Source organism: Bacillus sp. FJAT-49736 (genome assembly GCF_018343615.1).
In the GTDB taxonomy this organism is placed as follows: Bacteria; Bacillota; Bacilli; order Bacillales; family Bacillaceae_C; genus Margalitia.
Genome location: NZ_JAGYPI010000001.1, coordinates 1,025,453 through 1,050,702 on the forward strand (window position 1 = coordinate 1,025,453; position 25,250 = coordinate 1,050,702).

A 25,250-nucleotide genomic window follows, 5' to 3' on the forward strand; every position below is an offset into this window, starting at 1 on the left:
CTATAATAAAAACTTGGAGTTGAAACAATGAAAGTGAAGGGTTTAAATCATTTATTATTTTCTGTATCCAATTTGGAGGAATCTATAGAGTTTTATGAAAAAGTTTTTGATGCTAAGTTATTAGTGAAGGGGAGAAGTACTGCCTATTTTGATTTAAACGGTATGTGGTTAGCTTTAAATGAAGAAAAAGAGATTCCACGTAATGAAATTTATCAATCGTATACACATATTGCCTTTTCCATTGAAGAATCAGAATTTGACATATTCTACAGTAAGCTAAAGGAATTGGAAGTAAATATAGTGCCTGGACGTTTGAGAGATGAAAGGGATAAGAAGTCTATTTACTTTACTGACCCAGATGGGCATAAGTTCGAATTCCATACAGGTACATTACAGGATAGACTTGAATACTACAGAAACGAAAAGAAGCACATGGAGTTTTATGATTAAAAGCAGAATTAATAGATTATATTCTAGGAGAGTAATCGTGCGATACATAGAGTTTGGTTTAGGAAATACATGGCTGGTTAGAACGGAAACGGAGTTGGAGGATGGCACAGAGTACGAAGAGAAAGGTATTAAAGGACCGATTCATTTTCATTCTGCCTATATAAGAATTTGGTTGGGTAAAACAGTTTTCATTTTAGATCTCAAAGAGGGAATGAAGTGGGCAAAGAAGGAGAAGAAGAAAATAAAATTTATAGTAGGGATTGTAAGTAAAAGCTAAATTAGAACGGTAGAGGTATTTTTCATGGGGAAAATTTTGATAAGAAGACCTAATCATAACGATATAGAGGAACTCCATAGCTTTTTTACTAAAGTAATAAAAGATACTTTTGCAAAGGAAGGTATCTCGGAATTAGTGGACGATATGGAAGAGGAGATTGCCAGCAAGAAAAGCTATTTAGATGAAGATCTACAAAGCAATGGAGAGAAGCGATATTTTTTAGTGGCTCACGATGCAGAATGCACAAAAATAATCGGCACAATTGAGTATGGACCTTCGAGTGAACTAATACAAAACTGCACTAATGGAGCTCTGAAGGATAGTTATGAGATTGGTACCGTATTTGTGGATCCAGACCATCAGAAACGCGGGATTGGGACGTTGCTATTAAATGTCATGCTAATTACTCTGGAAGCAAAGGGTATTAAAGAATTTTGCCTTGATAGTGGATATGGAATTGCACAAAAGGTTTGGAAAGAGAAATTGGGAAAACCTGATTATTGTTTGAAGGATTATTGGGGTGAGGGATCGGATCATATGATTTGGAAAAGAGGAACGAAAGATATACCTATTTTGTTTAATAGATAAGGGGGATTATATGGGTACAAACAATTATGAAATGGATAAGGTTATGTTTCGATTAAAAGAAAATCATGATTTTGAATGGCTTCAGGATCTGGGAGAAGTGTTTTGTGTATTTGATGAACAGGACTCAGGAAATATTGCTTTCGGTGTAGAAAAAGATGGAGTTAAGAAATTTGTTAAATATGCCGGGGCCAAGACATTGGAGTATTCCGGTAATCCGGAAGATGCAATAGCGAGATTAAAGGAATCCGTTTTCTTATATAAGGACTTAGAACATCCGAATTTAATCAAGATAGATAGATATTTTGAAATAAAGAATGGCTTTGCTATTATATTCGATTGGTTTGATGGTGAATGCCTTCATTCTCATTGGTCCTTTCCACCACCGAAAAAATATACTCACCCTGATTCACCTTTTTACCGTTATAAGCAATTACCGATCGAATTAAGATTAGCCTCTATAAATAATATATTGGAGTTTCATGTTTTTATAGAAAAAAAGAATTATGTTGCAATTGATTTTTATGACGGAAGCATCCTGTACGATTTTAAAAATAACATAACCAAGATTTGTGACATAGATTTTTACAAGAAAAAGCCGTTTGCCAACACAATGGGGCGCCTCTGGGGCTCTTCCAGATTCATGTCTCCGGAAGAATTTGAGCTTGGAGCCGAGATAGATGAGCGCACAAACGTCTACAATATGGGGGCCACCGCATTTGTTCTTCTAGGAGGAGAGAGTAATCGTTCCTTCGAGAAATGGGATGCCAGTCGGGAGCTGTATGAGGTAGCATGGAAGGCTGTTGAGCAAGATAGGATGAAGAGATTTTCCTCTGTTGAGGAGTTTTATGCTGCATGGAATGCTGCGTTGAATAAAAGAAAAGAAGGATGACAAATTTCAAGTGTTTATAGCAAATACTTCAATATCAAAATCTATGCGAAAATTTTTATATTAGGGGATGCCTCGTGAAAAAAATTATGATCATTGGTTCCGGAGGAGCCGGCAAATCCACATTGGCAAGGCAGCTGGGAGAAAAGATAAATATAGATGTTTTTCACTTGGATAAGCTCTTTTGGAAACCTAATTGGACAGGTGTTCCTAAAGAGGAGCAAAAGAAAATTCAAAAGGAATTAGTAAAAAAAGAAGAGTGGATAATGGATGGAAACTATAGCGGTACAATGGATATAAGACTAAACGAAGCTGATACAATTGTCTTTTTGGATATTCATAGAACCACATGTATCTTTCGTGCTTTTAAAAGAATAGTGAAATATAGAAAAAAAACAAGGCCGGATATGGGAGAAGGTTGCCCAGAAAGGTTTGACTGGCAATTTTTCAAATGGATCTGGGAATACCCTGAAAACAAAAGACCTCAGATTTTAAAAAGACTTCATCTCCTGTCTGGGTATAAAGAAATAATTATATTAAAATCACGGAAGGAAATTGAGCAATTTTTAAGCCAAACAAAATAATTTCTGTATGAAGCAGTTTCAAGGACACAGAATCCTTTATCTGTGACAAATCTAGCTATTTCATAGTTTAGCGGAATGTCAGTCCTCCAAAGTCTAAAATCATTCTAATTTAATGGGAATAGCGGATTCTCTGTCCGCATATCTAGAACTACTCAAGTTAAAGAAAAAGGTTTTTTTGTTACATTGTAGAAATTAATTAAGAGAATGAATAACCAGAGGAGAATCATAATGACTAAAAAAGGACAACTAGAAGTTTTTAATTTAAACAGATTAATGAAGGATCAAGAGGAATATACTAATTTTATAGTGAGTGAAGTAAATGATCATGCTTTAAGAATTGCTGTAATAAATGGAGAATTTCACTGGCATAAACACGAAGATTGTGATGAATTATTTTATGTATTAGAAGGGGAATTATTTATAGACTTAGAAAACCATGAAACTGTTTCTTTAAAACCGGGAGAAATGTTTACTATTCCTGCAAATACCATGCATCGTACTCGCTCTAATGAACGTACGGTGAATATATGTTTTGAAAAGACAACCAATGATATAACAGGTTCAAATAGCTAGGCATTCAGTCCGCTGAAAGCTGCACAATTAGCCAAGGTTTCAAAAATCATCTTTTATGACTGGTGAGGTACGAAATACAACCCGCCTATAACTGTAACGAGTAAAGAAAGATTAAAGAATTTGTTTCCTATATAGATGATTGTAAAGTGAAGAAAAATGATACCCAGGAATACAGTGCAGGTTGGATTCATAGGACGGTTTCTTTTCTGAAAACAAAAAGATGGCGGAGATTATGTTTAAAAATGATGTTGTTCTGAACAATAAGGACCATGATGATGTGGTTATTTTCTTGAAAAATATCAAACCTAGTTACAAAAAGTAGAAAAGGATAAGGGAATGGGAAAATGGATGAAGAAATGGTGGATTTCATTTAATGTTTTAATTGTGTTCGTGATCATCTGGGGATTTTATTATACACATCCAAAGGATATTCATCGTTCCATCCGTGGTGTTGAATATCGGTTGGGGAGCAATAACGAACCAAAGCCTGTAACAATAGGCATTAATGGGAAACTGCAACGTTCCCTATTCGGTAAAAAAACATTTGCCGGTAAAATAGATTTAACAGGGGTTAGTCAGCCAAACCTGGAGGATAAAGATAAACAATTAATCATAAATTTTCAAGAGAATGGTGCTGGGGTAATTACTTATTCTTATTATAAAGATGGTCAACCTATCTTACGTAGTTATGGTGTGCTTTTTATAAACAAAGACTTTAGCAAAGTAGCCATTGAAGAATATGAGCCTGCAAATAATGGGGGCGGAATTTGGGAAGCTGGGAACGGATTGATTATTACAGGACCAGCAAAAACCAAAAAGAAAGCCCTTCAGATAGCTAATGAATTGATGGAAAATATGTTAAATGGATATGAACTTAAATAAAGAAAGGCATTAAACGATTAATTATCCTACAAAAAAACAAACAGCCTGTAAACAAAAGCTGTTTGTTTTGCTTTTTTAACATTGCATTAATTAATACATATTGGTATTCACACACTCTCAAAATCTTTTATTTTCATCATTACTTCTTTTAAAACATGTAAAGATTTCATCAAATCAGACTCATCTTCTAAGCCATGATCAACTCCATTTATTAACATACGAATAACGTTTGTATTACTTTTTACTTTTTCAAATGTTTCTGGTAAGTAATGTGGGTCTTGGTTACCTATAATACATAACCCTCGATTCGACTTGGTTAATAATGTATGGACGATGTTAGAGCGTTTTAATAATGGAGTTAGCCAGATTACATTAGCAGATGTAAAAGTAGGTTGGTCTAAGAGGTAGGGTAAGGCGATAGTTCCCATAGATTTTGCGATGACCGTGTAGTTGTTGTAAGAATTCTTCAGCCATATTTTATCTAATACAGATTGTACATCTGCAGTAAACTCTTCATCACTAATGAATGATATTGTTTCAGGTGAATAATGATAATTAACCTGCAATACATCATACCCCTTATTTCGATATATACCACTACTATAGTGCAGCAAAGGTGCTTGAGCTGTATAGCCTACGCCAGGCAAGATAATGGCGAGGGAATCCGTTTGATTCTCATTTTTAAAAAAGGTAAATGGCACCTCTTTATTAGCTGAAATGGCACTGTCTCTAATAATTTTCATATTAGTCCCTCCTTGAGTATCACTATTCTTGATAAATTCATTATTTCCTTCCTGGTAAAAGGATTTTTTATAGCATAATAACAAACATACACTTAAACTTTTAGGATAAATTTCATATATAAAAAGGTACAAAAAAATAGGGGATTTGACACTTCTTGTCGAATATAAGAGTAAGTGATTACTAGGAGTGTACCTTTTATGGAAATGATAGTAAATAATGAATATTTTTCGAAAGCAATTTCGGATGTATGCCGTGGGGTTCTTTTAAAATCAACTTATCTCAATTTGTCTGGAATAAAATTAGTGGTAGATCATGAAAATGTAAAATTGTTAGGAACTAATCAAGAAATATTCATTGAAAGGGTAATTCCTCTTAGTATTGATGGCAAAAAAGTATTGGAAGTTGTGGAACCCGGAACAGTAGTGTTGTCTTCCAAATACTTAAGCGAAATGATAAAGAAAATGCCAAATGATATACATATTAAAGTAAAGAGTAATCGATCGGTTTCCATCCAATCGGATGAAATAATGACAACCTTAAATGGATTCGATCCTAACGAGTTTCCCGAACTACCTGATATTAAGAATTCAACGTATTGTAAGATACCAACGGTTGTATTATTGGAAATGATTAGACAAACCATATTTGCTGTTTCTACAACCGATTTAAAACCGGTTCTTACAGGGGTATGTATGACTTTCTGTGAGGGGAAAATATCGTTTGCTGCGACTAATTCTCATCGTTTAGCCTATAAAGAGTTATTAATAGATTCTAATATACGAACAACCGTCATTGTACCAAGTAATACATTGGCTGAGGTTATGAAGCTATTAAGTAATGAAACAGATGATACCCAAATATTCATATCGAAAACAATTATCGTATTCAAGACCAGCACTTTAGCCATTTATTCAAGATTAATAGAAGGAACATTCCCTAATATTCAAGGTTTAATTCCTAAAGAATGTAAAACCACTATAACCTTAAAAACGAAACCATTTTTAAAAGGGATTGATCGCGCAACTCTCTTTGCAAATGAATGGAAAAATAATAATGTCCATCTAGAAATAAAAAACAGTTCCGAACTAAGCATCTCTTCTTCATCTAACGAAATAGGGAAAATGGAGGAAACACAATCGTGTGCAGGGATAATTGGTGATATGAATTGTCGGATTAGCTTGAATGGAAGTTTTTTGATAGATGTCTTAAAAGTAATGAAGGAAGAAGAGATCCGCATTAAGTTCAACGGTTCTATGAAGCCTGTGCTGATTGAGCCGGTAGGAGAGGATTCCTCTCAATTTCTAATTTCTCCTGTAAGATCAAAATAATTCCGTAAAATAAAGCACCATTCATACCAACTTTCGAACTAATAATATTTCAAAAGTTAGTGTAAGTGCCATGAAACTACAACGAAATACAATGCAAATTATTAAAGGGTGTGACTTAAGTGCTCCGCATTAATGAAGAACTATTCTTTATTTTGATTATTATTTGTTTCTATGCAGTAATAAGAGGTATTTTTGTTCTGAAAAAATATAAAAAGAATGAAAAAGTAGGTTTGGTAATAGAAATAATGAAATTATTGTTTGCTATATACGTTGGTATGGTTATATCCGTTACATTATTTCCGCTAACTATCTTAATGAATGGATATACTCCAGATATTCGTCATTCTATGAATATGTTGCCACTTGTAACTATTATCTGGAGAGCTAAGTACATTTTAACGGGATATAATGGTGATGTGACTTTTGCTATTTGGCTCTTAATTAAAAACGTCGGTGGAAATGTTTTACTATTAATGCCACTCGGATTTCTCACACCGATAATATTTAATAAATGTAATAGCCTCAAAAAGGTGTTGCTAATAGGGCTATTAACCTCACTTAGTATTGAGCTTCTTCAACTATTAGAGCTAATTTTTAGAATAACACTTGTACGTGCAGTGGATATTGATGACGTAATATGTAATGTAGTCGGAGTGGGTATTGGATTCCTTATATATAGGGTATTTATTTGGTTGGCGCGGAAATTAAAGATACATTATGCTTTTAAATTAAATCAAAACGATGCGAAAGTGTAATCCTATTGAGCTCTTGTGAAATTACAAGTAAAAAAGTAATCTGCAAATCATTTAGTACTTCTAGTTTCAGTGCTTTTTTGAAAAAAAATTAATAGCCCAGTCCCATGTGAACTAAGCTATTCCATGAAATTTAACTATATCAATCGCTCGTTAAAGAATTATTTTATTTCATCTTGTGCCTTCTTTTTATTTTCTGCAACTCTGAATTTCACTATCCTACTAATCAGTTCGCTAGGTAGTGGTTTGGTAAAAGAAAAATGTACAGAACTTTTTGTTCCTTTGTATGGAGATAATTCATTTTTAAAAGCATTCATTCCACTGGAGGTTGGATAGAACCCAATATGATTCTTCCAAACAGCAAAATATACCAGAGTCCCATTCAATGAAAAGGCAGGCATTTGGTAGCTTATTATTTCTTCCGCTTCTGGTGCTGCTTCTTTTATAATGAATCTTAATTGTTGTAGTGTCTCCTGAATCTCCACAGGAAACTGCATAATATATTCGTCAACTGTTTGAAATTTTAATTTGTCTTTTTCCATAATAGTATCCTTCCAAATTTATAATCATAATTAGATTTTAACATGTTTCTAAATTATTAAACCCGCATATAAAAGTAAATTTGGTAAAGCGATTTGTATAACAAAAGAGGTAAAAGATCTGTAGGGATTTTTGCAGAACTTTTCAAGCCAAAAAAGAGAGGCAAATTTATTGGGAATTTGCCTCTCTTATTTTTACTTTTATAATGTTTTGCGATTGGTTAATCATCTTAATGAAGGACATTTCAGGTTTGATTTGACAAGAAAATGTCTTTCATCCCCCGAATGAAGGACATTTCAAGATTGTTATCACAGAAAAATGTCTTTCATCCCTTATATGAAGGACAATTTCAGGGTGATTTCACAAGAAAATGTCTTTCATCACTTGAATGAAGGACATTTTATGCTTGTTTTCACAGAAAATGTCTTTCATCGCCTATATGAAGAACATTTCAGGCTTGTTTTCACAGAAAATGTCTTTCATCCCTTATATGAAGGACAATTTCAGGGTGATTTCACAAGAAAATGTCTTTCATCCCCTGAATGAAGGACATTTCAAGCTTGTTATCACAGAAAAATGTCTTTCATCCCCTGAATGAAGGACATTTCAAGCTTGTTTTCACAGAAAAATGTCTTTCATCCCCTGAATGAAGGACATTTTATGCTTGTTTTCACAGAAAAATGTCTTTCATCACCTGAATGAAGGACATTTTAAGTTTGATTTCCCTAGAAAATGTCTTTCATTAACTGAATGAAGGACATTTCAGGCTTGTTTTGACAGCAAAATGTCTTTCAACAGTATCCATTAATGGATCAAAACCTTTTCACAATCCTTATTCTTTCTTCAACGGATCATTTTCTTCTGACATTTCCAAACCATAAGCAAGTCTGTTTCGGACATTGCTTCTATTAGGATTCTCTTCAGGTCTTGCATTCTCCAATAAGCGATGTACGAAGAATTCTCCGGCTGTTATGATAACGGCGGAAATAATGCTACCCCAAGCAATTTGCAGGTAGTCGGCTAGAAGTACACTTCCGAATATCCAAACAACCATATATGAAAAGAGAAAATCAACGATGAGGGAATTCCTATTTCCAATTCTCGACAACATGATCCAATCTCCACCAAGATAGGAGACTATGGTTGTGAAGGCACTAAACCAAACCACCTGTACCCAAGTAGCATCGAAAAACAAATCCAATCCGACAGCATATGCAATTAAGCAAGTAACAAATTTAATGATAAGAGCTGTAATATGTCTCATATAAAACTTACCTCCTCTTCATTCAGTTTAGTCAATACTCAAAAATCCATTCACCTTGTTTGGACGAGAAATAAATTTATTTTAGCCAGAGTTGAAATGAACTATAATTTAAATAACTAAAAATTCGAAAAAGGGGAAGTTTGTATGTTTTCATTTAAGGTAGATGAGGAAATATCCATTGAACTTCTACAACAGCATCAAAAGGAAGAATTATTTACATTAATAGAGGAAAATCGTGAATACCTTCGAAAATGGCTTGCTTGGGTGGATAATCGAACATCTGCAAAGGATTTCGAACCTATTATACCTATATGGATAAAAAACTATGCGGATAATAACGGGTTTGATGCCGGGATTAGATACCAAGGAAAATTAGCTGGGATGGTTGGCCTTCATTATATTGATTGGAAAAACAGTACCACTAGCATTGGGTATTTTCTTGCCGAACATGCTCAAGGGAAGGGGATTGTCACCAGAACTTTAACATCATTGTTGGATTATATATTTGGAACTTTAAAGATTAATAGAGTCGAAATACAAATTGCTGTTCATAACCGGAAAAGCATTGCTATTCCGGAGAGACTCGGCTTTGTAAAAGAAGGAATCAAAAGAGATGGCCAATGGCTGTATGATCATTATGAAGACTTGGTAACTTACAGCACGTTATGGAAGGATTGGCAAAAAAATAAACATTCCATTTTCCTAACGTATATCAAATAAATTTGAAAGAATAGGGAATAGAATGATAACGGAATTTGATCGATATTTTTCCGACTTGGCAATAAAAGAAGCCGAAAAAGCTCTTATGGATCATACATATCCTATTGGAGCAGTCATTGTGGATGAAGAGAATAATATTATTTCAATTGGCCGAAATCAGGTTCACCCAAATATGGACGCAACAGCACATGCGGAGATTGAGGCTATCAGAAATGCCGGGCAACATATTATGGATGCAAAGGTAAATGGGAAAAAATTAACGATCTATACGTCTTTGGAGCCTTGCCCAATGTGTACAGGCGCTATATTATTCGCCAATATAAAAAAAGTGGTGTGGCTGTTAGATGATGATATGGGATTTGGTGGCTATAGAAAAATAAAGGAATCCTAGTTGTTTGATGTGCGATTTAATAAGGTGGAAATGATCGGAGAGCCTTTTTTTGATTTAAAAGAGAAACAGTTACGATTGATGAAACAATGGCTTGAACATCCAAACCATGTTCAAAATTTGCGAAAAAGTGCCCAAAATAGAAGTTGTCTCTAGTAATAATAGCGGGGATTAAGATGAATAAAGAGTTAGAAAAATTTTATATACATGAAATCACGAGATTATATTCTATTTTCATTCATTAGATGGAGCAGATGGCAAATAAAATGTTCCGTTATATCAAATAATTATGCGCCTTTTCATTTGGATTATAAGCGTTTATTATCCATGATGAAAAATGGATGATTTAATTACTTATTGGATAAAATTATTTAATTCTCAGTACTAAAACATCCGAATGATCTATTGCTGTTAAGCTATGTTTTTCATTTGGTTCTAAGTAGATGAAGGAATCAGGAGTAAGTTCAGAATGTTTCCCCTCAAAATCAAATAGTAGTTTTCCTTTTCATACAATAACTAGAATCTGTTCGCTAACATGGTATTGCTTGACCAGATTCTAATTGAATATGAAGGGCAGTATTTTGGCCAAATTCCAGAACTTTTTTAATAACTTTTTCCTTATTAACTAACTCGCCCTGTTTCTGAATTAATTTCATCTCTAAAGCCTCCAATTTATCGGGAACATCTGTAGTTTTTGAATTTCATTTATCTTAAGAGCTCAAAAAACCTTCCATCATATATATTGTAAAACAATTTAATTTGAGTTCCAAATGGGTGCCTATAAGCACTTCTTGTGAATATATTTTAATAAGGAGCTTGAATTGAGTATATTAAAAGGGGTGGAAAGGATGGAGACTTTCGGGAGAGGCTGCTTGTATATTATTGTTGCTATTATTTTATTAATGGCTTTGTCTTTTGTTACTAAAAGCATAATTAACATTTCAATATTTATTGCTATCCCTTTAGTAATATTGGCATTTTGGATAGCGAAAAAGAAGACAGACGGGAAAAAGTAGCTGCAAAAAGAAAAAACTGCTTGCATTCAAAGCAGTTTTTACATAAGAAAAGCGCCTGACATAGTATCAAACTAATTTTTTCATTGCCTTCATTTGTCCAAGATGATCTGCTTCATGATAATTCAGGAAGATAAATAAATCACCAAAGGTTTCAATGTTTCCGTATGGCACTTTTACAGGCAACTTTTTTTCAAAAAAGTCATCGGTAAGTGCCTGGATTCGGGAGGACTGCTCCTCTAAAAGCTGAATTAATTCCGTTACTGATGGAATTTCTCCACTCCAATCTGCAGGTTTTGATCCCATCGCAAATAATTGGTTATACGAAGCTGGTAAATTTGTAGACATTTTTGGATAACCAAACATATATGCTTCTGCAGATACAAGTACATGGCCAATATGCCAATGGATGGTATTGTTAAATCCCTTTGGTTGAACATCGGCAGTCTTTTCGTCCACATTGTTCAAAAATTTTAATAGCATTTGTCTAGTAAGCTGAAATTGTTTCATCATTTTTTATTCCTCCTCCTTGTTAAATATACGAAATCTCCTCTACGATGTAAAAGAATAGTCATTATAAATGTTGTGAATCATCCTCTTTGGTAGCTTTTCTTATGAAAGTCCGTAATATAGGAAAAAAGCTCTGTACCGTTGGGATTTTTATTGAGTGCTTTTGTGGAAAAATACATCGCTTTATATGTTTCTGGAACCCAGATATAGGAGTGGATGTAATCGGTCAAATGGAAACCGCATTTTTGCCAAAATTGAATGCGCTTTTCATTTTGAGCATTTTCCTCTGCCTCTACTTCCACCACTAATAGTGAAAAATTTCCAGATGCAAAACACCATTCCTTAATATATTCGACCAGTTTTCTTCCAATGCCTTGATGTTGAAGATTTTCTTTTACCGCTATGTAATCTAGTATTAACACATCCTGCTGATCTGTTTTTCCGGATAAAGCCATTCCAACTATTTTGCTGTCCTCGAAAGCTAAATGAAGATAGCACATATTTTTCTTAAACATATGCTGAATGATATCGCGTTTTTTGCGGTTATGCGCCGGAAATGCTTCCTCGTATATTTTCTCTGCTTCTGTCCATAATGAAAAATCCCAATCTTGAATCGTTAAGAATTCCATTATTTAGCTTCCTCCAAAGGTAATTTTTTGTCAGTATACTGCATCATAGACATATTTCCAATAAACAATGGTTGAAAATAATCTGCTGAAGATTTACTCTTGATTCGTAACTGAAAATAGTAATCTATTATGGAAGCTTATAAAAAAACATTGGTTTTCATTTCATTTTAATAAAGTTATGTTATAGTAGATATAGTTTTGATAATTAGAGGAATATACTGGAGGAGTTGGATTGCATTGTTATCAAACTTTCCTTTTATTTTAGGTCATGTGACAGCAGAACCCCATACGGAAAATGCTTTTCAATTATGGCTGATTTTAATAGTCGATCTGTACTTAGTTATATCAGGAATTGTTTTTATGTATCAATTATTTAAAGTCAAAACAACGTGGAAAACGGCAATAAATTTTGGCGTTGCACTAATAGTTAGCATGGCATTAGTTGTTTATTTTGGAAGTGTATTCGATTTACTCGGATAACAAGAAAGAGAGGTTAATAGACTTGAATTTTTATCGATTATGGGTACTTGCCTTTTTCCTTAAATTTGTTGGGTCTGCATGGGATGCTTCCTACCATTTTAGGTATTTATTTGAGAAATATTCGATTCCACATATTGTGAATTTCTCTGGTTTTGCACTAGGAGCATTTCTGTTGTTCTTAGAGTGGAGACAACCAAGATATATGGATCGCTTTTCAAGAAATTTAACAACCATTGGATATGTTCTATTTCTTATCGGTATTCCATTAGATTTCAGCTATCATATTAAATTTGGAATAGATTTAACAACATGGAGCCCGACACATTTTATATACTATATTGCTACCGATATAATGATTCTTGGTGTATGGAGAGCCTTTTATTTATATAAAAAAGGTGAAAAGCCTTCATGGAAATCACTTCATACTTGGTTTGCAATGTTTTTATTAGAATGTCTTGTATTTCCAAATATGCAACAAGAGAATGGTGCGATTTCATACTTCCAATATATCCACCATCAATCCATTGCATCAAAAGAGATATTAGTTTTAATTAAAGATCCGGCATCGCAAATATTTGGTGGTGTGCCGGAATGGGTATACCCGACTTACTCTGTTTTGGTCGTAACCTTATTAACATTAGTGGTAATCCGCTTGTTTAAGGATAGTGCAATACCATTAGCGGCTACAGCCCTATATATCTTATGTCGATTCGTTGGAAAAACCATCTTTTTTGCAGTGAATTATCCAACTTCCTATGTTCCGATTACTTTATTATTTATCCCATTACTCTTTTTACTCATAAAAAAACATTCATGGCTTGCGGGATTAATTGGAAGTGTGCTGTATTTCATTGGTTTATATTTAATTCATGAATCTGGAGTTCTTATCACTCCTCCTATGGAAATGTGGTTTATTGCTCCGGTAGCCATTATTGGTATTGTAATCGGGGGGATTATCCCGTTGATTAAAAGACAAAATTCTGTTGAACAGGATTATCAAGAGGCTGCAAGATTATAATTTCAATGACGTCTGATCATCTCAGGCGTCTATTTTTTTTGAATTTCTTTCTAGATAATAAAAAATACCGGCACTTAGGCCGGCTAAAGAAATTAGGTATATATAAAAGGGGGGGGGTGCTGCTTGTCCTTGCAACAATGTTATCTTACAAAAGCCTCCCTAAATTCCGATGAAATATCGATTATATTTAGATGAGAATTTACTAAGGAATGTTTAATAGTCATTATTGTAAAATTTTGATTTAAATTATGTAACATTTTTTTGTTTAGATATGTCTTATAAATATTCAGGTTGTTAAGGGCAGGAGGGCCGTCTAATTTGAGTGAGGACATTATTGAACAATGGTTCCATTTATATAGTAATGATGTGTATCATTTTTTAATTTATTATACTGGCACAAAGGATGTAGAGGATCTAGTACAGGAGGTGTATATTCGTGCCTTCAACTATTTTCATAAATTTAAAGGAGAGAGCAGCCCGAAAACTTGGCTATTTTCGATTGCAAGAAATTTAGCGGTTGATCGCAAAAGAAACGACGCCAAGGAAATGAAAAAGCAGCAAAATTCGCATATATATACGAGAACTTGGGAAGAAATGAGCCCTGATCAGATTTATGAAAAACATGAACAAGCAAATGAAATAATGCAAGCGATTATGTCATTGAAAAAGGAATATCGGGATGTCGTCTTTTTACGTGCAGTAAAGGAATTTTCTATTTTAGAAACCGCAAGTATACTCAAATGCAGCTCTGTAAAAGTGCGCGTTACCTACCATCGCGCCTTGAAAATTATTCAAAATCAGTTAAGAGGTGGCGAAGTACATGAATGAATCCATGAAGGAGTTAGAAAAAAGAATTAAAGATAGCTGGCCAACACTTGATTTAACAGAAGCCTCGAAGCAAACCATTTTGAATAAAATTAAATGGCATCAGAGTAGTAAAAATGATAAATATGCTATAGCAAAAGGGTTTAAAGTATTGTATATGCTTAGTTTAGCTGCTGTAATGATAGTTACATTTATTCTAATCAAACCGATGTTTATGGAAGAAGAAAAGAATAGCTTGGTACCTAATTCTGCAGTACAAAAAAATGAAGGCGAAACCAATCCTCCAAAAGAGAAGAAAGAAACTAAATATGTATATCCTCAATGGTTTAGTGGTAATTATGGAGTTTACATTAATGATAAAATAGGCTGGGTAATCGTAAAAGAAGATGCTGCAATGCATGGTGAAGCAATAAAAATTTTATGGACTAAGGATCATGGGAATGAATGGAAAACTATTTCCCATATTAATGAGAATGAAAATACAAACCTTTTAAGCGGGCATAAGGTAGGGATAACTTTTATTAATAAAACGCACGGGTGGATAAGTATTACGAATGATGCAGATCCTCAAGCCCCATATTTATTGGAATCAACAGATGGTGGCGTCAAGTGGAGGAAGCGATTACTGCCAATTCCAGAACAATTTAAAGACGTTCCGCGAAATATTACACGGGTAATATTTTTTTCAAGATCAGATGGAATAGTACCTATCATTGCTTATGCGGCTTCCACACAGGAAAGCAAACTCCTATACATGATGGTAACCCATGACTCGGGTAAAACATGGGCGTCAGTAACCGGAAATTCATCGGGCAATTTAACATGGGATTTCAGCGACCCTCATCAAGCAAAGCTAATATTTAACAACAAAACATACCTAACCCCTGACTTAGGTGAATCATGGCATGCAAAATAAGAAAAGCGTAGGCGCTTTGTTCATCCGCTAGCCGATAGGGCGCAGGAGAAATTTGAAGTGGCAATTTCACTTGGTGAAATTTAAAATGCCAATTTCACTTGGTAAAATTTGAAGTGATAATTTCACTTGGTGAAATTTGAAATACCAATTTCACTTGGTGTTAGAAACGTATTAAACTCGTTCATAAATTATTTAATAAAAAACTTATACATTTTTATCTTATAAAAGTGATGCCTGGCACCCAACACTGTGATACATTAGTGTTGGAGTGCTGAGGCATTTATTGTATATTAGAAGGTATTTTACACAAAGAACAATGTTCAACATTAATAAATGGGGTGGTGGCTTACATGATTATAGTCATCGACAATTATGATTCCTTTACTTATAACCTTGTCCAATATGTAAAGCAAATAGGGCAGGAGGTATTAGTCATTCGAAATAATGAGCTGTCTATTGCTGATATTGAACAACTTCAGCCAGATTTTCTATTACTATCGCCTGGTCCAGGTAATCCAAGCAATGCCGGTATTTGCTTGGAGGCTATTCGTCGTTTTCGTGGAGAAATTCCCATCTTAGGTGTTTGTTTGGGACATCAAGCAATTGCCCAAGCCTTTGGAGGCACTATAAAAAAAGCAAAGCAGCCGATGCACGGGAAACAATCAATGGTTTATCATGATGGTAAAGGTCTTTTTCAAAATATAGAGAACCCATTAAAGGTAACTCGTTATCACTCATTAGTAGCAGATGAGCTCTCTCTCCCTACTTGTCTAGAGATTAGTGCCAAAAGTGAGGATGGAGAAATTATGGGGATCCGTCATAAGGAATACAAAGTAGAGGGTGTCCAATTTCATCCGGAATCGATAATGACGGAGCATGGATTAGCACTTTTGGCAAACTTCTTTTCTAAAAAGCCTGTCTACGAAGGGGAAAATATATGAAACAACAGCCGTTTTTATTGTTTGAATTCGCGGATCAGGGAGGAAATCTTAACCCGAAGGTTTTTACAGAGCCGGAAAGAATTATCACAACAAACAGAATAGAGGAGATTCTACCTTGTTTGGAGGAAATAGAAAGGGCTGTGCAATCAGGCTATTATGCAGCCGGCTATCTTTCCTATGAAGCAGCTCCGGCTTTCGATACCTCATTTCAAGTAAAAAGTGGTGCTAAAATGCCTTTACTTTGGTTTGGGCTTTTTCGCGAAGCAAAGCAGCCAAATAGGATAGAATCCGGAACGTTTTCTGTATCAGAATGGAAGTCAGCAATCAGTGAGGAACATTATAGAGCTTGTATCCAATCGATTAAAAACGCTATTGAAAACGGAGATACATATCAAGTAAATTATACAAATAGATTAACATCTACCATTGCTGGAGATGAATTTTCCTTTTATCAGCAGCTTTCAAGAGCACAAGCCTCGAAATATAGTGCCTATTTGAATATTGGCGATTATAGTATCCTTTCCGCATCACCGGAATTATTTTTTCGTTTATCCGGCCGAAACATTATTACTAAGCCGATGAAGGGAACAGTAAAACGGGGGAGGACAATAATGGAGGATGAGGAGCTAACCAATTGGCTATATCATTCGGAGAAAAATCGGGCGGAAAACTTAATGATTGTTGATTTACTTCGAAATGATTTGGGGATGATTGCGGAATCCGGCTCCGTTAAGGTAGAAAAGCTATTTGAAATAGAACCATACCCGACAGTTCTGCAAATGACTTCTACTATTACAGCGAAGACAATGGATGAAACAAAAATCACTGATGTTTTTCGGGCGCTCTTTCCATGCGGATCCATAACGGGGGCACCAAAAATTAGTACAATGAAAATTATTTCAGAGCTAGAGGATAGTCCACGTGAGGTCTATTGTGGTGCAATCGGATATATGACCCCAGATCATGAGGCAATCTTTAATGTGCCGATTCGTACGGTAGTTATCGATAAGCAAACTGGAAAAGCTACATATGGTGTTGGTGGGGGAATCACCTGGGATTCCACATCAGAGGACGAGTACAATGAAATGTTAACGAAAGCAGCCTTGTTAACCGTGAAGCGGCCTCCATTTGAGTTGTTGGAGAGTTTGAAATTACAAGATGGGGAGTATTGGTTGCTTGAAAACCATTTAATGCGGCTGCAAAGTTCCGCTAGTTATTTTGGCTTTTTAGTGGACATGGAAGAAATAAAGAAGGCACTCCATCAGTTTGCAACTTCCCATAAAAAGGAAACAATGAAAGTGCGTTTATTGGTTTCTAAGCATGGCTCTATATCTATTAATGGAGAAAAAATAATTCCAATGATCGATGGTCAGATTGTTACCATCGCTTCTTCCCCAATAAATAACCTGGATCCTTTTTTCATGCATAAAACTACAAATCGGAAAAGGTATACTTATCATAAAGAGCAGCATCCGGAATGTTTTGACGTATTGTTGTGGAATGAAGATAGAGAGATTACGGAATTTACTAACGGAAATATTGTCGTTGAATTAGAAGGACAATTATATACACCGCCACAGACGTGTGGGCTCCTAGCGGGAACATTCCGCGCAGAGCTGCTTCAAAATGGCAAGATTAAGGAGCGGGTGATAAAGCTAGAGGAGCTTCCACTAGCAACTGAGATATGGTTCATCAATAGTGTAAGAGGTTGGATTAAGGTATCCATTGTAGAAAAATGAGGTGATAGTAATGTATTTAACCGTAGAAGAAACAGCAGAATATTTATCACTGCCTATATCCTATATCGAAAAACTTATCCAACTAAAACGGATTAGGGCCGTTCATGATGGTGAGCAATTTTTAATAAATCGGGAACAATTTAATACACATTTGGAACAAATGGAGAAAATGAAGAAATTAATCGAAGAATATTATAATGAGCCGATTCCAGAGGATTTAGATGTGAAGGATGAGGATTAATAAAGACAGAAGCTTATTTCAAGCAAGCTGTCCTATCAATAGTAGTAGATTGTAAAGGGGATGACTGATAAGTTATATTTCAGCATGTTAATTTAGTAAAGCCAAAGAATGGCATAAAATCAACTTTCTTGGGTTTCTTTAGGTGCCTTTTCCACAAAAACATACTTTCCGGAAGGCCCTTTTTAATTTGTTACATGGATGGTCAATATTTTTTTATTCGATAAGGTACAGGATACTGTCTTTAGTGCATCCCTTCTTCGATTTTCTTGTTAACGCGGGCACGTTCTGGTGATGAATGTGACCGCATCTTCGGTTTTTCCGCGTTCGCGGGCAGGTTTGAGTGCTAGATGTAACCTTTCTTCGTAATTTTCGCGATTGCAGTCATGCTAGGATGGATGAATGGTTGAAACCATCATTCTGTAGTTCAATACAAGGAACACAACCCAATCCTTGATGAACGTCTTTTAATATTATAAAAGCAGGTGGAGAAAAAAATTTTTTTCTCCACCTGCTTTATTTTTAGGACTTATCGGACAGCCCCTTTTGTTTAGAAAGAGAATAAAACATTCTTGAAATTTTACTGTATTTCACGAAAAAACAGTGAACCTATTTTGAAGTATTGTTTTCACCATAATATTGTATGACGCATAGTATAAGACAAATACTGTATGACATATAGTAAAAAAAAGTGAGGTGGGTGAATGAGTAATTTACTGCAGTCATTAATGATAGAGCTTCGAAGGGGAACATTGACATTAGCCGTTTTAAGCCAATTACAAACTCCTCAGTATGGATATTCACTTGTTCAATTATTGGAGGCATCAGGGATTGTCATTGATCAAAGTACTTTATATCCATTACTTCGCCGCTTAGAAAAACAAGAATTGGTGTCGAGCAGTTGGGATACTTCCGAAAGTAGGCCGCGTAAATATTATGTTTTAAGTGAATTTGGGTTAGAAGTTTTTTCTCAATTAAAAAAGGAATGGATTCAGAATACAAAAGAGTTATATAGCTTATTAAAGGGAGAGGATGAAGATGGAGCTAATTGAAATTTATATTTATGAAGTGACTCGTAGGCTCCCGGAAAAAAATCGGGAGGATATTGCACTCGAGTTAAAATCAACAATTGAGGATATGCTTCCTGATGATTACTCTGAGGACGATGTTAAGTCGGTTCTTAAGAAATTAGGGAATCCAGTAACATTGGCAAGCGGCTATAGTGAACGGCCTATGCACCTCATTGGTCCACGATATTTTGATGTGTATGTCACTTTGTTAAAGATGATGTTGCCAATCGCTGCAGTTATATCGTTTTTATTGATGATGGGGGATTATTTTATCGGATTTCATGGGGAGAAATCCGTATTGAATATTGCGGGAGATATTATTCGTTTCGGTATTGCGAAAATGATAGAGGTGGGAATTCAAGTCTTTTTCTGGCTTACACTTGTTTTTGCTATTTTGGAACGCGCAGATAAAGGGAAAGGCAACCATCCTCTAACAACCAATTTTAAAAAATGGACTCCGGAGGATTTGAAAAAAACTGTTATTATTCCGAAGAAGAAAGCCATTAAAAAATGGGAGGTATTTGGCAGTTTTTTGTGGATAGCCATTATGGGAACTATATATTTTTACGCCAATCATTTAATCGGTATTTACCATAGTAATGAAAATGGACTGGTATTTGGAATACCTGCATTAAATCAGGAGGTTTTACTCCTTTATTGGCCAATTGTTGTCCTAGTCATTCTGCTAGGCATCCTATTCGCGTTTTATAAGTTTCTGACCGGGCGATGGACGAAGAAAATGGGAATCATCAATGCTGTTATCGAACTGTTTACAGCCATTGTGTTTATTGTCATCTTAACTAACCCCAATATATTCAATCAAGAATTTACTGCATATATGGCTGATTTGTTTTCTACATCCGCGTCGCAATTTGAAGTATGGTTAGTAGTCGGAAGCATCGGAATATTTATTTTTGCGTCTGCTTTCAATATATTGGAGGGTTTTCGAAAGGCAAACATTCGTTAATACAAAATGAATATTTTAGTAGATTGGAAGGAGAAGTTCTTTGTTCAAGAGAAATAATAATAGAAACTATGTTAATCTAATGGACGAAAGGATGTTTCTTTTGAACATATTATGGGACTTTGATGGTACATTATTTGATACCTATCCAGCATATACGAAAATTTTGCATCAGGTGCTAAATGGAAAAGTAGATGAAAAGGAAATTTATGCAAGGTTAAAAGTTTCCTTTTCACATGCAGCTGATTTTTTTAACCTAACTGAAGAACAACTTAATAAAGTGGGTCAACTGGTAATAGATTTAGAGCCTAGTGACATCAAGCCTTTTGACAAGGTGGAGGAAGTGTTGAAATTCGTTGATAAAAATGTAATCATGACACATAAGGATAGGGATGGTGTTTTAAAAATACTAAACTACTATGGCTGGAACAGCTATTTTATTGATATGGTTACAAAGGATGATGGATATCCAAGAAAACCTAACTCCGCATCCTACAAATATCTTCACGAAAATCATAAAATAGATTTAGCAATTGGAGATAGAGAGATCGATCTTATACCAGCAAAAGAACTCGGAATAAAAACATGTATTTTTCAAAATGAAAATGTCGATGCTGATTATTCTATATCCAGCTATTCAGAGCTTTTAAAGTTACTCAAATAAAGATAAGGAAGATAATAGGAGCATTCATTCAATGATTAAAGCTGCATTATTCGATCTTGACGGGACATTGTTGAATAGAGACGAATCGGTAAAAGGGTTCATCAATGGCCAATACGATAGACTAAATGAATTTTTGGGTCATATTCCAAAAGAAAATTATATTACAAGATTTCTTGAATTAGATAATCGGGGTTATGTATGGAAGGATAAAGTATATCAACAGCTAGTGCATGAGTTTGAAATTACGAAAGTCACTTGGGAAGAGCTTCTTAAGGATTATATTAGCGAGTTTAAACAGTATTGTGTTCCTTTCTCCAACTTAATCAAAATGTTAAAAGAATTAAAAAGGGTGGATCTTAAGCTGGGGATTATTACAAATGGAAAAGGGCAGTTTCAGATGGATAATATTCAGGCACTCATGATAGAAGAGTATTTTGATATTATTTTAATTTCGGAGTGGGAAGGCTTGAAAAAGCCTGACCCGCAAATCTTTTTAAAAGCTTTGGACTTTTTAGAAGTTTTACCAGAACAAGCGATATTTATTGGTGACCATCCGATAAATGATGTAAAAGCAGCACAAAATGTTGGAGTGAAAGGAATTTGGAAAAGAGATTTGAATTGGGAAGAAGGAAACGCTGATTTTACCATTAATGATTTGGAAGAATTGCCAACATTAATAGAGAGCATAAACAAATTAATTTAAGAGAAAAGCACTCATTAGAGTGTTTTTTTTATTAAGCAATTTAATAGTAAAATAGTGAATTTTAAGAATATAATTAATGATGTGAATAATAATTGGGTTGGGAGGCAGTGAAAAGATGTCATCAGTGGAAAGAACGATGGAGCAAATTTATTTAGATTCTAATGTCAAAGAAGCATTAGAATATATCAAGTTAGATAATGAAAAAACGGTTGCAGAGCAAATGGAAATAACATCGATTCAAGCACCTACCTTTCAAGAGGAAGCTCGTGGACAATATTATAGGTCCAAATTAATCGAGCTTGGCTTAAAAGATGTAACAGTTGATAGGGTGGGGAATGTATTTGGTGTTCGGCCAGGGACAGGAAACGGACCTAGGATTGTTGTCTCTGCACACTTAGATACGGTTTTTCCAGAAGGGACAGATGTTCATCCGAAGATTAGGGATGGGAACATCTATGCACCTGGAATTGCCGATGATGGCAGAGGATTAGCCGTTGTGCTTACACTAATTCGTGCGTTGGATGGGGCGAATATCCATACGAATGCCGATATTCTCTTTGGAGCAACCGTCGGGGAAGAGGGCTTAGGTGATTTAAGGGGTGTGAAGGCACTGTTTGCAGAACGAGAGGATATTGATGGCTTCATTTCTATCGAACCCGGAAGTCCGGAGAGGACGACTTATTTAGCGACTGGGAGCCATCGATATAATGTTACCTATCATGGCCCTGGAGGACATAGCTTCGGTGATTTTGGTAAGCCAAGTGCTATTCATGCATTAGGAAGAGCTATTGCAAAAATTTCGGACATAAAAGCTCCAAAAGAACCGAAAACGACCTTTACCGTCGGAACCATTGGTGGTGGTACTACAGTCAATACCATTGCTGACAAAGCAACTATGCTTGTAGACATTCGTTCCACTTCTCAGGAAGAGCTTCTGAAAATAGAAGAGCAAATTATATCTGCTATTCATTCGGGAGCAGAGGAAGAGAATAATAGGTGGGAAACAAATTCTATTACAGTTGAAATACAACTAGTTGGAGATCGTCCAGCAGGATCACAGCCAGCCGAATCCATAATCGTTCAAACAGCATTAGCGGCAACAAAAGCACTTGGATTTGACGCTATCCTTGAAAGACCAAGCAGTACGGACTCCAATGTTCCCATAAGCTTAGGGATTCCAGCCGTTACCTTAGGAGGCGGAGGGGAATTTGGCGGAATACATACACTAAATGAATATTTTAATCCGACAGATGCTTATTTTGGAGCACAAAAAATACTTTTAACCGTTCTAGGTCTTGCTGGTATAAACAGTGTATGCGAACCGTTATTATCTAAGCATAAAAAATAAATTGTATAAAGGGGATATGTATATGAAATGGATCGATGTAAAACCATATTTACATGTTCGTTCAGCGGGAAATCCGGTGTATCATCCGAATGGTAGTACACTTACCTTTATTACGAATTATACAGGTATTCCTCAAGTATGGGAGCTTGGCTCTGATACAAATTGGCCATCTCAAGTATCTTTTACCGAAGAGAGAGTTATTTTTGTAAAGTACATTTCAGGCACGAATAACCGCATCATTGGTATGGATGCTGGAGTGAATGAGAAGCAACAGCTTTTCTTGCTAGATGAGTACAGTGACTTAATTCCGCTAACGAATTCACCGGAACATATACATGAATATGGAGGTAGTTCTCCAGACGGAAAATGGATTGCCTGGTCCAGCAATCGAAGGCATCCAGCTTTTTTCGATCTATATATTCAAGACTTAAATACCCTAGAATTTAGACAAGTATTTTCAGAGGATGGAACTTATTCTGTAGTAAAATGGCATCCAAGTGGGAAGTTCCTTCTGATTCAGAAGACAACCTCTAACCTGGATAATGATCTAGGATTGTTAGAAATTGAAACTGGAAATGTAAGATGGTTAACGGAACATGAAGGAGAAGCGATATTCTTATCGCCGCAATTTAGTAAAGATGGGGATCATTTGTATGTTTTAACAAATGTGGATCGAGAATATATAGGACTAGCTGATTTAGATTTGAACCGTTCTACAATGACATGGTTAGACGAACGAGATTGGGATTTGGAAGAATTAACATTAAGCAATGATAAAAATCTACTGGCTTATAGTGTAAACGAAGGTGGCGTCTCAAAAGGTGTGCTATACAATATTGCCAATAAAACATATCATTCCTGGGAAGCACCAATTGGTTCTATTTCTGGATTAACTTTTTCACCAGATGATTCTAAGCTAGCATACGTTTTTAATGGCCCTAAGCATCCATCGGATATTTGGGAGTTGGAATTAAAAACAAATACAACTAAAAGACGGACCTTTGTCTCTCAATCATCTCTAATAGAAGAACAATTAGTGGAACCGGAGTTAATCCACTTTCGCTCCTTTGATAATCTGGAGATACCGGCATTTTACTATAAACCAAAGCATCAAATGGGGAAAATGCCTGTCGTAGTATTTGTCCATGGTGGACCGGAAAGTCAAATAAGAGCGGTATATAACCCATTTTTACAATATTTTTTGAATAGAGGATATGCCGTTTGTACGCCTAATGTTCGCGGAAGTACTGGTTATGGAAAAACGTATACCCACTTAGATGATGTTAGAAAAAGAATGGATTCTGTTCGAGATTTAACAGAATTGGTAAAGTGGCTAACAACAAATGGAAATGCGGACCCTGACAGAATTGCGATAATGGGTAGAAGCTATGGTGGCTTTATGGTTCTTGCTGCCATAACACATTATCCGGAGCTTTGGTCCGCAGCCATTGATATAGTTGGCATCTCCAGTTTTAAAACGTTTTTGGAAAACACAGGTTCATGGCGACGGAAATTACGGGAGCTGGAATATGGAAGTATAGAGGAGGATGGAGAGTTTTTTGAAGAGATAGATCCAATCCATCGGACAAAGGATATTACTAGTCCTTTAATGGTTCTGCATGGTGCAAATGATCCGCGCGTCCCAATAGAAGAGGCGGAACAAATAGTGAAAGAACTCAAAGAAAGAAACCATCCGGTTACCTACATTCGATTTGAAGATGAGGGACATTTTTTTGTAAAGCTTAAAAATAATATTACAGCCTATACTGGGGTAGCGGATTTTCTAGATTGCTATATCGGTAAAAAGTAATGCATGAAAAAGCAACCTATTCGGGTTGCTTTTGCTTTATCAGAAAGAATATATTCTTTCAATTAATGGGTACAATATGGAAAATAGAGAAGGAGGAACAGATATGGAATATATTCAATATGATGAAATAAAAAATGACATGAATCAAGAATTGCATCATTTAATGGCAAAATATGATCTGGAGGATATTGGTATCTATGAGGAAGAGGGAGCGGGAGATACATATTATTTAGGTTACACTGTTAGAAAAGACGGAAAGATATATATGGTGAATATGCCTTACAAAAAGAATCATGAAGGCAGACTGGCTTTAGAGCAGCAGGAATGGACCATTCAGGAGGAAGAGGGAGAGTCAAAAGGGTACCATAGTTTGGAGGAGGTATTTTCGCATATTAACAAACAATAA

General features: G+C 35.3%; 31 protein-coding genes and 1 pseudogene. 26 read left to right on the top strand and 6 right to left on the bottom strand.

The window, feature by feature from the left end:
• The first annotated feature begins 27 nt into the window (after positions 1 to 27).
• The 7 genes from fosM (at position 28) to KHA87_RS05490 (ending at position 4,240) form a co-directional block, all read left to right on the top strand.
• A complete protein-coding gene (fosM, locus tag KHA87_RS05460) occupies positions 28 to 450 on the top strand; it encodes a FosM family fosfomycin resistance protein (RefSeq protein WP_213093082.1) in 423 nt (140 codons plus the stop codon).
• 37 nt (positions 451 to 487) lie between these two features.
• Positions 488 to 727 (top strand): DUF3977 family protein, encoded by a 240-nt coding sequence (locus tag KHA87_RS05465; protein WP_213093083.1) that lies wholly within the window; start codon positions 488 to 490, stop codon positions 725 to 727.
• Between the two features lie 24 nt (positions 728 to 751).
• The gene (locus KHA87_RS05470) at positions 752 to 1,315 is read left to right on the top strand and encodes a GNAT family N-acetyltransferase (protein ID WP_213093084.1); all 564 of its coding nucleotides are present in this window, start codon (positions 752 to 754) and stop codon (positions 1,313 to 1,315) included.
• A gap of 10 nt (positions 1,316 to 1,325) precedes the next feature.
• The gene (locus KHA87_RS05475; RefSeq protein ID WP_213093085.1) at positions 1,326 to 2,204 is read left to right on the top strand and encodes a serine/threonine-protein kinase; all 879 of its coding nucleotides are present in this window, start codon (positions 1,326 to 1,328) and stop codon (positions 2,202 to 2,204) included.
• A 74-nt stretch (positions 2,205 to 2,278) separates the two neighbouring features.
• Positions 2,279 to 2,785 carry a DNA topology modulation protein gene (locus KHA87_RS05480; protein ID WP_213093086.1) on the top strand — a complete coding sequence of 169 codons (507 nt, stop codon included), beginning with the start codon at positions 2,279 to 2,281 and terminating at the stop codon, positions 2,783 to 2,785.
• Positions 2,786 to 3,013: 228 nt separating this feature from the next.
• Positions 3,014 to 3,358, top strand: coding sequence for a cupin domain-containing protein (locus tag KHA87_RS05485; RefSeq protein ID WP_213093087.1), 345 nt, complete (start codon positions 3,014 to 3,016; stop codon positions 3,356 to 3,358).
• A gap of 336 nt (positions 3,359 to 3,694) precedes the next feature.
• Positions 3,695 to 4,240 (top strand): protein kinase family protein, encoded by a 546-nt coding sequence (locus KHA87_RS05490; protein WP_213093088.1) that lies wholly within the window; start codon positions 3,695 to 3,697, stop codon positions 4,238 to 4,240.
• A gap of 107 nt (positions 4,241 to 4,347) precedes the next feature.
• Here KHA87_RS05490 and KHA87_RS05495 read toward each other — a convergent pair whose 3' ends face one another.
• Positions 4,348 to 4,983: an alpha/beta hydrolase gene (locus KHA87_RS05495; RefSeq protein WP_213093089.1), complete on the bottom strand. Its 636-nt coding sequence runs from the start codon at positions 4,981 to 4,983 to the stop codon at positions 4,348 to 4,350.
• Positions 4,984 to 5,181: 198 nt separating this feature from the next.
• Between KHA87_RS05495 and dnaN the strand changes: the two genes are divergently transcribed.
• Both dnaN and KHA87_RS05505 read left to right on the top strand, forming a co-directional pair.
• Entirely contained in the window at positions 5,182 to 6,312 is a 1,131-nt protein-coding gene (gene dnaN, locus KHA87_RS05500; protein WP_213093090.1) for a DNA polymerase III subunit beta, read from the top strand.
• A gap of 119 nt (positions 6,313 to 6,431) precedes the next feature.
• Positions 6,432 to 7,067 (top strand): VanZ family protein, encoded by a 636-nt coding sequence (locus tag KHA87_RS05505; RefSeq protein WP_213093091.1) that lies wholly within the window; start codon positions 6,432 to 6,434, stop codon positions 7,065 to 7,067.
• 158 nt (positions 7,068 to 7,225) lie between these two features.
• Here the strand turns inward: KHA87_RS05505 and KHA87_RS05510 are convergent, their stop codons facing one another.
• Together KHA87_RS05510 and KHA87_RS05515 are read right to left on the bottom strand one after the other, a co-directional pair.
• On the bottom strand, positions 7,226 to 7,606 hold the full coding sequence (locus KHA87_RS05510) for an iron chaperone (protein ID WP_213093092.1): 381 nt from the start codon (positions 7,604 to 7,606) through the stop codon (positions 7,226 to 7,228).
• An 830-nt stretch (positions 7,607 to 8,436) separates the two neighbouring features.
• Positions 8,437 to 8,868, bottom strand: a complete 432-nt coding sequence (locus KHA87_RS05515; protein ID WP_213093093.1) for a YndM family protein — start codon at positions 8,866 to 8,868, stop codon at positions 8,437 to 8,439.
• A gap of 144 nt (positions 8,869 to 9,012) precedes the next feature.
• Between KHA87_RS05515 and KHA87_RS05520 the strand changes: the two genes are divergently transcribed.
• Together KHA87_RS05520 and KHA87_RS05525 are read left to right on the top strand one after the other, a co-directional pair.
• Positions 9,013 to 9,588, top strand: a complete 576-nt coding sequence (locus KHA87_RS05520; protein WP_213093094.1) for a GNAT family N-acetyltransferase — start codon at positions 9,013 to 9,015, stop codon at positions 9,586 to 9,588.
• Between the two features lie 22 nt (positions 9,589 to 9,610).
• Positions 9,611 to 10,132, top strand: a pseudogene (locus KHA87_RS05525) (nucleoside deaminase).
• 374 nt (positions 10,133 to 10,506) lie between these two features.
• On the opposite strand, the gene KHA87_RS22370 reads toward KHA87_RS05525, so the two are convergent.
• The gene (locus KHA87_RS22370; RefSeq protein WP_283249414.1) at positions 10,507 to 10,632 is read right to left on the bottom strand and encodes a hypothetical protein; all 126 of its coding nucleotides are present in this window, start codon (positions 10,630 to 10,632) and stop codon (positions 10,507 to 10,509) included.
• A gap of 192 nt (positions 10,633 to 10,824) precedes the next feature.
• On the opposite strand from KHA87_RS22370, the gene KHA87_RS05530 reads away from it, so the two are divergent.
• Positions 10,825 to 10,992: a hypothetical protein gene (locus KHA87_RS05530; RefSeq protein WP_213093095.1), complete on the top strand. Its 168-nt coding sequence runs from the start codon at positions 10,825 to 10,827 to the stop codon at positions 10,990 to 10,992.
• 66 nt (positions 10,993 to 11,058) lie between these two features.
• Here KHA87_RS05530 and KHA87_RS05535 read toward each other — a convergent pair whose 3' ends face one another.
• Both KHA87_RS05535 and KHA87_RS05540 read right to left on the bottom strand, forming a co-directional pair.
• On the bottom strand, positions 11,059 to 11,502 hold the full coding sequence (locus tag KHA87_RS05535) for a DinB family protein (protein WP_213093096.1): 444 nt from the start codon (positions 11,500 to 11,502) through the stop codon (positions 11,059 to 11,061).
• A 77-nt stretch (positions 11,503 to 11,579) separates the two neighbouring features.
• A complete protein-coding gene (locus KHA87_RS05540; protein WP_213093097.1) occupies positions 11,580 to 12,128 on the bottom strand; it encodes a GNAT family N-acetyltransferase in 549 nt (182 codons plus the stop codon).
• 237 nt (positions 12,129 to 12,365) lie between these two features.
• Here KHA87_RS05540 and KHA87_RS05545 point away from each other — a divergent pair, with 237 nt between their 5' ends.
• From KHA87_RS05545 to KHA87_RS05610, 14 genes are all read left to right on the top strand, one after another.
• A complete protein-coding gene (locus KHA87_RS05545; RefSeq protein WP_213093098.1) occupies positions 12,366 to 12,608 on the top strand; it encodes a hypothetical protein in 243 nt (80 codons plus the stop codon).
• 22 nt (positions 12,609 to 12,630) lie between these two features.
• Positions 12,631 to 13,626, top strand: coding sequence for a hypothetical protein (locus KHA87_RS05550; protein WP_213093099.1), 996 nt, complete (start codon positions 12,631 to 12,633; stop codon positions 13,624 to 13,626).
• A 318-nt stretch (positions 13,627 to 13,944) separates the two neighbouring features.
• Positions 13,945 to 14,454, top strand: a complete 510-nt coding sequence (locus KHA87_RS05555) for an RNA polymerase sigma factor (protein ID WP_213093100.1) — start codon at positions 13,945 to 13,947, stop codon at positions 14,452 to 14,454.
• Positions 14,447 to 15,367 carry a hypothetical protein gene (locus KHA87_RS05560; protein ID WP_213093101.1) on the top strand — a complete coding sequence of 307 codons (921 nt, stop codon included), beginning with the start codon at positions 14,447 to 14,449 and terminating at the stop codon, positions 15,365 to 15,367. Before KHA87_RS05555 ends, KHA87_RS05560 begins: the two co-directional genes overlap by 8 nt.
• A gap of 350 nt (positions 15,368 to 15,717) precedes the next feature.
• Positions 15,718 to 16,308, top strand: coding sequence for an anthranilate synthase component II (locus tag KHA87_RS05565; protein WP_213093102.1), 591 nt, complete (start codon positions 15,718 to 15,720; stop codon positions 16,306 to 16,308).
• On the top strand, positions 16,305 to 18,047 hold the full coding sequence (gene pabB, locus KHA87_RS05570) for an aminodeoxychorismate synthase component I (RefSeq protein ID WP_213093103.1): 1,743 nt from the start codon (positions 16,305 to 16,307) through the stop codon (positions 18,045 to 18,047). The genes KHA87_RS05565 and pabB overlap by 4 nt, the downstream gene beginning before the upstream one ends.
• Positions 18,048 to 18,057: 10 nt before the next feature.
• Complete coding sequence (locus tag KHA87_RS05575; RefSeq protein WP_213093104.1) at positions 18,058 to 18,288, top strand: excisionase family DNA-binding protein; 231 nt, start codon at positions 18,058 to 18,060, stop codon at positions 18,286 to 18,288.
• Positions 18,289 to 18,989: 701 nt separating this feature from the next.
• Positions 18,990 to 19,337, top strand: a complete 348-nt coding sequence (locus KHA87_RS05580; RefSeq protein ID WP_213093105.1) for a PadR family transcriptional regulator — start codon at positions 18,990 to 18,992, stop codon at positions 19,335 to 19,337.
• On the top strand, positions 19,324 to 20,322 hold the full coding sequence (locus KHA87_RS05585) for an HAAS signaling domain-containing protein (RefSeq protein WP_213093106.1): 999 nt from the start codon (positions 19,324 to 19,326) through the stop codon (positions 20,320 to 20,322). The genes KHA87_RS05580 and KHA87_RS05585 overlap by 14 nt, the downstream gene beginning before the upstream one ends.
• A 100-nt stretch (positions 20,323 to 20,422) precedes the next feature.
• Positions 20,423 to 20,983, top strand: a complete 561-nt coding sequence (locus tag KHA87_RS05590) for an HAD-IA family hydrolase (protein ID WP_213093107.1) — start codon at positions 20,423 to 20,425, stop codon at positions 20,981 to 20,983.
• A 31-nt stretch (positions 20,984 to 21,014) separates the two neighbouring features.
• Complete coding sequence (locus KHA87_RS05595; RefSeq protein WP_213093108.1) at positions 21,015 to 21,686, top strand: HAD family hydrolase; 672 nt, start codon at positions 21,015 to 21,017, stop codon at positions 21,684 to 21,686.
• A gap of 115 nt (positions 21,687 to 21,801) precedes the next feature.
• Positions 21,802 to 23,034 (top strand): M20/M25/M40 family metallo-hydrolase, encoded by a 1,233-nt coding sequence (locus KHA87_RS05600; RefSeq protein WP_213093109.1) that lies wholly within the window; start codon positions 21,802 to 21,804, stop codon positions 23,032 to 23,034.
• Positions 23,035 to 23,056: 22 nt separating this feature from the next.
• Positions 23,057 to 24,844, top strand: a complete 1,788-nt coding sequence (locus KHA87_RS05605; protein WP_213093110.1) for a S9 family peptidase — start codon at positions 23,057 to 23,059, stop codon at positions 24,842 to 24,844.
• A 103-nt stretch (positions 24,845 to 24,947) separates the two neighbouring features.
• Positions 24,948 to 25,250, top strand: coding sequence for a DUF5634 family protein (locus KHA87_RS05610; RefSeq protein WP_213093111.1), 303 nt, complete (start codon positions 24,948 to 24,950; stop codon positions 25,248 to 25,250).